Here is an 8,437-nt window from a genome sequence, read left to right on the forward strand (position 1 = left end):
GAACCAGTTAAAATTTTGGATTTCATTATATTTCCCTTTAAAATATGTATGTATTAAAGGAAGAAGAAGTATATAAAAGTGATAAATTACTTATCAAAGTAGATTATGTACGATTCTCTTCCCTACGCTGGTATTATCCAGTTCAAGTTCGACGGGTCAAGCTATTAAGCTATCTCAGCTAAATATAAAATTCAGCGCCCCGAGAGATTGATAAGTAACTTATACAAAAAATTAGATTTGATTATCCTTAAATAGGAGTATTTAACTCCTATTTAATTGAACTGATGCCAGAAAGGTGTGCCGACTGTTGGCGTAGAGGGAGAAGCAAACTCACGTTCTTTCATGACTCCTGCTTCATAACCCAATCGTCCAGACTCTACAGCTAACCTAAAAGCATCTGCCATTTTAACAGGATCCTGTGCTAATGCTATAGCAGAGTTAAGTAGTACTGCATCATATCCTAGCTCCATCGCTTGTGCTGCATGAGATGGTTTTCCTATCCCGGCATCAACAACCAACTTAAGATCTGGAAACTGCTTACGAATGGCTATAAGGTTGTCCGGATTCATCAGTCCTTTGCCTGAACCTATCATAGATCCCCATGGCATAATGATTTTACAGCCCACATCTGCCAAGCGCTTTGCAACTACAAGATCATCTGTTGTATAAGGAAAAACTTCAAATCCTTCTTTTATGAGGACTTCAGCTGCCTTTACCGTCTCAAACGGGTCTGGCTGTAAATTGTACTGGTCACCGATAACTTCAAGTTTTACCCAGTTTGTACCAAAAACCTCTCTAGCCATCTGCGCTGTAGTAATAGCCTCTTTGGCAGAGTGTGAACCTGCTGTATTTGGCAATACTTCTATACCTAATGATTTAATAATATCCCAAAAAGGGTTACCCCCTCCCTCACCAGCCGCTTGCCGTCTCAAAGATACCGTTACAATTTGCGCACCTGAAATCTTAATAGCATCTTCCATATTGGCAGGACTTGGATAGAGTGCAGAACCTATGAGCAGTCTACTGCTTAATGTTTTCCCACCTATTTCCCATGTATCATTATTTGATTTTAAATGTTTAGTCATTTTATCCACCTTGTACGGGAGCCAATATCTCTATGCAGTCATTGGCTTGAATAATAGTAGATTCGTAGGCTTTAATGGCAACAAAAGTTTCATTTAGAGCCACAGCAAAACCTTCTTTTTTGTAGCCAAGTTCTACTATCATCTTTTTAATATTTATACCATCAGTAACAGTTTTTTTTTCTCCATTTACGATTATGTCTATCATTTTTTATCCTTGTATATACCTTCATTTAACGCCTTTTCGACAATTGCAGGAGCAAGCAGATAACCATGTCTGTAGAGTCCGTTAATTCGTGTTAATTTTTCAGAATTTTCTATGCGTGGCAAGTTGTCTTTAAATGCCGGACGACAATTTGTTTCCGTGTTGACTATACGTGCCTCTCCAAAACCTGAATGCACAGAAAAGACTGCTGAAAGTAACTCAAGACTTGAACGTACTGACATCGGACTGGTATCTTCACTCTCTATCTCGGTTGCTCCAACCACATACCGTTTAGCGCCTGGTTCTTGCGAGATATTACACTCTTTACAGTAGTCTAATTCTATGCCCTCACAGCCATTTTCGCGAGGTACAATATAAATTTTATAACGAGGGTGAAGTAGCCTTGTAGGACGAGTTATGTTTATTTCTGATGATTCAAGCCAAAACACTTCTCCTCTTACTCCACGTAAATCAGGAAAATGCTCTTTTGCTCCTAAACCTCTGGAATCAAAAACCCAGTCATACTCTTCAACCTTATCACTATAAAAAACTTTTCCGGATTCTATTTTATCTACCTGAGTATGTTCCATCCATGTGATGTTAGGGCTCATACTTAGTGTATTTGTAGAAAATGCTATAAATCTTTGTGCATCTACTTGTCCTTCATCTTTAAGATAAAATGCTTTAGCATGATGTTCAAGTTCAGGTTCTAATTTAGAGAGTTCTTGACTGTCAAGCATCTCTATATCTTTGGCCTCTTCTATTTTATTACGCAATGAAGTAATAAAATGATCAAGTTCTGCTATGTCTTGTGGATGAGCTGTAATAACTGATCCTTTTAACTGTAAACCATCATATACACCAGCCTCTTTAAGCAAATCTCCCCACAGTTCCATCGAGCGTTTTCCATGCTCAAATATAACAGACTCTGCAGTTTCTAATTCTGCAAAAGGAGCTAACATACCTGCTGCTGTAAAACCCGCGGCATTCGTTCCCTCTTTAGAGCTTTTATCAAAAAGTGTTAATGTATGCCCCTCTTTAATTAAGTTGAGTGCTAAAACTCTTCCTACAAGACCAGCTCCTACGATTGCAATATTCATTATTGTCCTTTCTCCCTGACAAAGAGCAAAGCTCTCTGCCAATTCTTCTCACTAAAGTTCACCATTTGGCTCAAGAATTTTACGCTTTTTCTATCTTAGCTGCTTCAACATAGACTTCCGAACCCATTTCCTGAAAAGTCATAGACATTGCATCCATTCCATGTTGTTTAGCAGTTTCAACATCCGTTCCCAAGTTATCTGCATACTCTCTTACCTCAGCAGAGATCTTCATAGAACAGAACTTTGGTCCACACATTGAACAGAAGTGAGCTACTTTTGCTGCTTCCATTGGCATAGTTTCATCATGGTACTCTCTAGCTCTGTCTGGGTCAAGACCGATGTTAAACTGATCTACCCATCTAAATTCAAAACGTGCTAAAGACATCGCGTCATCTCTTGCTCTTGCTCCTGGGTGACCTTTTGCAATATCTGCTGCATGAGCGGCAATTTTATAAGTAATGAGTCCTTCTTTAACATCATCTCTATTTGGAAGACCAAGGTGTTCTTTTGGTGTCACATAACAAAGCATCGCACAACCATACCAACCAATCATAGCTGCACCGATACCTGATGTAAAGTGGTCATATCCTGGAGCAATATCTGTCGTTAAGGGCCCAAGTGTATAGAATGGCGCTTCATGACACCACTCAAGCTGTTTATCCATATTCTCTTTGATCATATGCATCGGCACATGGCCAGGACCTTCGATAATTGTTTGTACATCATGCTTCCAAGCAATTTGTGTTAAACGTCCTAGCTCTTTAAGCTCAGCAAACTGTGCTTCATCATTTGCATCTGCACCAGAACCTGGACGTAACCCATCACCAAGAGAGAATGTTACATCGTATGTTTTCATGATTTCACAGATATCTTCAAAGTGTGTATTCAAAAAGTTTTCTTTATGGTGGTGAATCATCCATTTAGCCATAATTGCCCCACCACGAGAAACGATACCCGTTACACGTTTTGCCGTCATTGGTACATGGTGAAGAAGTAATCCAGCGTGAATCGTAAAGTAATCCACACCTTGTTCAGCTTGTTCTATAAGTGTATCTCTAAAGACTTCCCATGTAAGATCTTCTGCGATTCCATTTACTTTTTCAAGTGCCTGATAGATAGGTACTGTACCAATTGGCACTGGTGAGTTACGTAATATCCAGTCACGTGTTGTGTGAATGTTTTTACCTGTTGAAAGATCCATAACCGTATCTCCACCCCAACGTGTAGACCATACCATCTTCTCCACTTCTTCAGCAATACTCGAAGTCGTAGCAGAGTTACCGATGTTAGCATTTACTTTTACTAAGAAGTTACGACCGATGATCATAGGTTCAACTTCCGGGTGATTAATATTACAAGGGATAACTGCTCTACCTTCAGCTACTTCTTTTCTTACAAATTCTGGTGTAACCATCTCAGGTAAATTTGCTCCAAAGTTCTCACCTTTGAGTCTTGCCTCACGCTCTTCATCTTGAAGATACTCTTTAGTCATCGCAAGGTTTTGGCTTTCACGAATAGCGATGAATTCCATCTCTGGTGTGATGATACCTTGTCTTGCATACCAAAGTTGAGAAACATTTTTTCCTTTCTTGGCACGCAAAGGTGTTCTTACAAGTCCTGTTGCACCGGCAGTTACGAAGTCAAGTTGTTCGTCTGTAGTATATCCATTGTCTTCAGGAGCCATAATGCGTCCTTCATACTCTTCTACATCATCTCTACCCATGATCCACTCTTTACGAATCGCTGGAATCCCCTCTCCTACATCAATCTCTACTGACGGGTCAGTATATGGTCCAGAAGTATCATATACACCTAGCTTTGTATCATTGCTTAAAGTTATCTCACGAATAGGTACACGAATATCTTTGTGTATCTCTCCTTTAAGATAGACTTTTTTTGAAGCAGGAAAAGGATCTCTTGTTAAAAGTTCATTGGATGTTGTTAGTGTGTCTTTATATGGTTTTGTCATTGTTTTTTCCCTTAAAATATGGTTTGTATTTTGTGGGAAGAGGCGTAGAAAATCAGTAGGTATAAATATTATTATTTATAATTAAAATTTAAATACAAATCTCTTCCTTACGCTGGTATTATCCAGTTCAAGTTCAACGGGTCAAGCATTTGCTATCTCAGCTATGCATCAGATATGTTTTCCATAAATGATCAAAGCTCCCCGAGAGGTTGATGGCGTACTATAGTTTAAAAAGGATAAAAATAGACTTAATTTAATGTTTAAATATTGGAGGAAATCGAAAAGTTATGTACATAAAACTAACTCTTTTATGAGCAATGTTTTTTAAAAACAATGAAAAGAATTTTGTCAAGTGGACTGAGACTGGATAAAATCCAGTCTCATAAGAAGATCAAGTTTGACTTAGAAAGTGTAAGTTACACCTACGTTAACAGAATCTACTGTAACGTCTGTTCCAGAAGCAAATCCTGAATCATCATAAAGGTTTGTATAGTCTGCGAATACACCGATATTTTCAGTCAATGCATAGTTTGCACCTAGACCCCATTGGAAACCATCTTCTGAAGATGAAGTACCATTATCATATGTAGTCTCTCCATATCCAAGTAATCCATAAACTGAAGCATCACCGATTGGATACATTGGTTTAACATAGATAGCAGCATTTTCTAGGCAATCAGTAAGACCAGCATATCTAGCTTCTACACCTATATATTGGTTGAACTTATATCCTGCCAATAAAAGTGTTGCATCACCATCATGTTCTCCTGCGATCCCTGCATCTAAATTCATATATGAATAACCTAAACCTGCATAAAATGCACCTGTTGATTCAGTAAATTCAGGTACTGTAATTTGTGGTTCTACTGGAGAAATATCTCCACCTGCTACTGCGAATGTATTCATTGCCAATACAGCCATGATTGAAAGTGTAACTTTTTTCATTTTTTTTCCTTGTTTTTTTGAATTATAAAAAATCGGCGGATTATACTCCTATCGATATATAAAAGTCAATAGAAAAATGAAAAAAAATTTTATTATTTTTTTGTTTAAAAAAAAAGGTTTATTCTTAGCAAAAAAAAGAGGAAATCTTACCTATTCTTCGGTCTTCATCTCTATAAGTTCAGCAAGAAGTTCTTCTATCTCATCCTCTTCAAGCTCATCACGTCCAAGTTCTTCAATGATAGCGAAACACTCTGTACGCATCTCTCTCATCTCTTCCAAGTCTTCTTTTTGTTCTTTTGAAGCAGATTTTGCTTTGTCTATGGCTGCAAAAAGTTCGTCAATGGCTACTTCCAAATCTGGAATGATCTCAAGTTCTAAAAGGTTTTTGAGTTTTTCTGCTGATGTCATTGTGTTTTCCATGTGTTTATTTTTATGATATTGTAGCGAAATAAATGTACAATAATTCAAAATTTTCCTATATGTGGGTTTTAAAAGTAAAAAAGAGATGAAGCATGAAAAACAAGAAGTCTAGTATTTATTCACAATCCAATACAAACCTATGTTAGAAGACAACTTGGAACAATGTATCGCTTCAGCTAAAGAAAATGATCAGACGGATCATTTTCTCGGCTCGCTTTTAGAGGCCATTATGACGACAGCAACAGTGAGAAGTGCACCCATAAAGACAATGCTGTAACCTGTCGGTAAATCATAAAAATAAGATATGATAATGGCACCAATACTAAAAAACCATCCAAAAATAAAACTGATAAGCAAAGGTCTTTTCACGTTTAAAGAAATAGAAACAAACGGTGGTGCAATAAGAAGTACAAACACGACAAAAACGCCTGCAAGTGAAACTGAAGAAGTGACTGTGATCGCAAGAAGCGAGAAGAAAAAGAGTTCCCTAAAAAACCCACTTAGTCTTGGATAGACAAAGTAAAGTGCTATTGCAATGAAAGCATAAATAATAATACTTTGTAAAACATCATTAAAGGGTGTAAAAAGTATATCACTTGCAAGAAGTGATTTGAAATGCTCCATGCCTTCAGAGGAGTGTGCAAGTACCATCATGATACCACTGGCACCCAAAATATAAAGAATCCCTATAAATGCTTCCAAATGAAGTTTTCTAGTCGAAGCAAAAGCGATCAAAAAAGCACACAACAACGCAAAGCTCAGTGTCAGTATGTAAAAGTGTTCCTCATGAAAATAACCTAGACTGATCGAAGAACCAAGTGCTGCAAACTGAGCAATCGCAAGGTCTGTAAAAATAATCCCCCGCTTTAAAATTTCCATACCAAAATAAGCGTGAAGCATCACAAGTACAATGACCAAAAGAATCGGAATGAGCAAAATATCTATCATTTTATTGCACTTGTGAGATAGTCAAAAAGAGCATTCAAATTATCAATATTCTTAAGTGCATCTATATCGTGTGGCATAAGAATGACCTTGATACCAGTCTTTTGGCTTATAAAATCAGCTGTTTTTGTTGAGTGATAGACATCATGTAAAATACAACAAGGCTGCTCTTTTTTGATAAGTTCAATGGTTGCAATAGTATGTTTTGAAGAAGGCGGAATCCCCGGAAGCGGTTCAATCGTTCCTATATTCAAAAGACCATACTCTTTATTAAAATACGCAAGATTATCATGAAACTGAATGACTTTTAGGCCCTTTTTGTCTTTCATTTTCTTCTTCCAAAGAGCCATTTTCTGATGCCAAACTTTAGAAAATTCATGATAGTTTTTTTTATAAGTATCTTTATTTTTTGTATCTATACTGCTAAGAAAATCTTCTATGGTTTTTGCCAAGATCAAAATATTTTTCGGACTTATATGAAAATGCGGATTCCCATCAGGATGAATATCACCATGTTTTCTGTCGACACTTTTTGGCTTGTTGATAAGCTTTACGTGATGCGAAAGGTTTAAAAATGTTTTCGTATTGGGCATAGTTTTAGGATTACCCGCACGATTAATGATAGGAGGAAGCCAACCGATCTCAAGCTGTCCTCCATTCATGATCAGTCCATCTGCATTTCTCATTTTACTGATGAGCGAAGGACGGGGAATGATAAAGTGAGGGTCCCAATTGCCTTTTGCCAAAACCGTTACCGTAACATCTTCTCCGCCTATCATTTTTGTCAATGCACCAATATAAGGGTAACTCACCGCAATATTGAGGTTAGCTAACAGAGACAGGGGAAGAAGCGTCAGTAAAGCAAGTATCTTTTTCATATTAGAAAGAGTGTGCCGCATGCGCACCAATAGCGATATTTGCCTGTAACATAATCGTATCGAGGTTTTGTCTTAAACCAGCTTCATCATACATTGCTTCATTACGATTATACTGAAGTCTAAAACGTGCAAATTCGCTCGTATGGTATTCGATCATTGCAGAGTACTTGTTGAAATCATCGACTTCATTTATATCGACACCATCCTTTGTAATGTCATTTTGATAAATTGTATCATACCTGACGCCCATTTTCCAATTCTTGTCATGTGTATAGAGCAGTTGAGAATAGAGTCCACTCTGTTTTTTATTGATATCCGAAGATGCAGATGGATTATATTGTATGCCATCGAGCTCTCTGCTTAGCCACTCCGTTTGCCATTTAAAAGATCGGTAAGAGTCTAACGTATGCAACACTACCAGATCAGCACCGTAGAGCTTTGCATCACCTTTAAAAACGTGCGGTGCTTCTTCATCTTCACTATGATCTAGAAGTGAATCTCCCTGCGCGTAAGAGAGTCCACCAAAAACAGTAGTATCGCCAACATCAAAAGAAGATTTCACATAACCCACATAAAGAGATGGGGCATCAGTACCTTCAATGTGGTCTTCTCCTACACTTGTCCATACATCTTCTAGTTCAACTGATTCATTTCCAAACATTTGCTCATTTTCACCTTGAAGTATCTCAAGCCCTGCCATGAGATAAAACGATGTTGGCGCTGTCCATTGGATCTGAGCACCCAATTCGTTTATTCCGTGCGTTCCCAAAAATGATTCAAAGACGAGTGGCATATCTCCAAAATCCCAATAGTGATGGTGTTGTGCATTGATATATCCGAAATTTGAGAGAAGTTTACCACCTCTTAATCTTAGTCCATTTCCCAGTGCTGTA

At 37.7% G+C, this 8,437-nt stretch carries 9 protein-coding genes and 2 riboswitches; all 9 genes read right to left on the reverse strand.

Annotated features, from left to right (window positions below; all coding sequences use genetic code 11):
- Positions 1-102 precede the first annotated feature (102 nt).
- A riboswitch (TPP riboswitch) is annotated at positions 103-212 on the reverse strand.
- A 60-nt stretch (positions 213-272) separates the two neighbouring features.
- The gene (locus ABZC96_RS06105; protein ID WP_373029811.1) at positions 273-1,085 is read right to left on the reverse strand and encodes a thiazole synthase; all 813 of its coding nucleotides are present in this window, start codon (positions 1,083-1,085) and stop codon (positions 273-275) included.
- Position 1,086: 1 nt separating this feature from the next.
- Positions 1,087-1,290 (reverse strand): sulfur carrier protein ThiS, encoded by a 204-nt coding sequence (thiS, locus tag ABZC96_RS06110; protein WP_373029812.1) that lies wholly within the window; start codon positions 1,288-1,290, stop codon positions 1,087-1,089.
- On the reverse strand, positions 1,287-2,387 hold the full coding sequence (locus ABZC96_RS06115) for an FAD-dependent oxidoreductase (RefSeq protein ID WP_373029814.1): 1,101 nt from the start codon (positions 2,385-2,387) through the stop codon (positions 1,287-1,289). Before ABZC96_RS06115 ends, thiS begins: the two co-directional genes overlap by 4 nt.
- 79 nt (positions 2,388-2,466) lie before the next feature.
- Positions 2,467-4,356 (reverse strand): phosphomethylpyrimidine synthase ThiC, encoded by a 1,890-nt coding sequence (gene thiC, locus ABZC96_RS06120; protein ID WP_373029815.1) that lies wholly within the window; start codon positions 4,354-4,356, stop codon positions 2,467-2,469.
- Positions 4,357-4,443: 87 nt separating this feature from the next.
- Positions 4,444-4,570: riboswitch (TPP riboswitch) on the reverse strand.
- Positions 4,571-4,758: 188 nt separating this feature from the next.
- Positions 4,759-5,301 (reverse strand): porin family protein, encoded by a 543-nt coding sequence (locus tag ABZC96_RS06125; RefSeq protein ID WP_373029816.1) that lies wholly within the window; start codon positions 5,299-5,301, stop codon positions 4,759-4,761.
- Positions 5,302-5,451: 150 nt separating this feature from the next.
- Positions 5,452-5,709: a hypothetical protein gene (locus ABZC96_RS06130; RefSeq protein ID WP_373029817.1), complete on the reverse strand. Its 258-nt coding sequence runs from the start codon at positions 5,707-5,709 to the stop codon at positions 5,452-5,454.
- A 210-nt stretch (positions 5,710-5,919) separates the two neighbouring features.
- Positions 5,920-6,669: a metal ABC transporter permease gene (locus ABZC96_RS06135; RefSeq protein WP_373029818.1), complete on the reverse strand. Its 750-nt coding sequence runs from the start codon at positions 6,667-6,669 to the stop codon at positions 5,920-5,922.
- Complete coding sequence (locus ABZC96_RS06140; protein WP_373029820.1) at positions 6,666-7,544, reverse strand: metal ABC transporter substrate-binding protein; 879 nt, start codon at positions 7,542-7,544, stop codon at positions 6,666-6,668. The genes ABZC96_RS06135 and ABZC96_RS06140 overlap by 4 nt, the downstream gene beginning before the upstream one ends.
- Position 7,545: 1 nt before the next feature.
- Positions 7,546-8,437: hypothetical protein (locus ABZC96_RS06145; protein WP_373029821.1), on the reverse strand; the 892-nt coding region annotated here is incomplete at its 5' end.

It is taken from the genome of Sulfurovum sp., from assembly GCF_041551015.1.
GTDB lineage: Bacteria > Campylobacterota > Campylobacteria > Campylobacterales > Sulfurovaceae > Sulfurovum.

What these genes read in the sequence shown, in the direction of transcription:
- ABZC96_RS06105 (WP_373029811.1), bottom strand. Translation starts at nt 1,085, where the DNA reads ATGACTAAACATTTAAAATCAAATAATGATACATGGGAAATAGGTGGG.
- thiS (WP_373029812.1), bottom strand. Translation starts at nt 1,290, where the DNA reads ATGATAGACATAATCGTAAATGGAGAAAAAAAAACTGTTACTGATGGT.
- ABZC96_RS06115 (WP_373029814.1), bottom strand. Translation starts at nt 2,387, where the DNA reads ATGAATATTGCAATCGTAGGAGCTGGTCTTGTAGGAAGAGTTTTAGCA.
- thiC (WP_373029815.1), bottom strand. Translation starts at nt 4,356, where the DNA reads ATGACAAAACCATATAAAGACACACTAACAACATCCAATGAACTTTTA.
- ABZC96_RS06125 (WP_373029816.1), bottom strand. Translation starts at nt 5,301, where the DNA reads ATGAAAAAAGTTACACTTTCAATCATGGCTGTATTGGCAATGAATACA.
- ABZC96_RS06130 (WP_373029817.1), bottom strand. Translation starts at nt 5,709, where the DNA reads ATGACATCAGCAGAAAAACTCAAAAACCTTTTAGAACTTGAGATCATT.
- ABZC96_RS06135 (WP_373029818.1), bottom strand. Translation starts at nt 6,669, where the DNA reads ATGATAGATATTTTGCTCATTCCGATTCTTTTGGTCATTGTACTTGTG.
- ABZC96_RS06140 (WP_373029820.1), bottom strand. Translation starts at nt 7,544, where the DNA reads ATGAAAAAGATACTTGCTTTACTGACGCTTCTTCCCCTGTCTCTGTTA.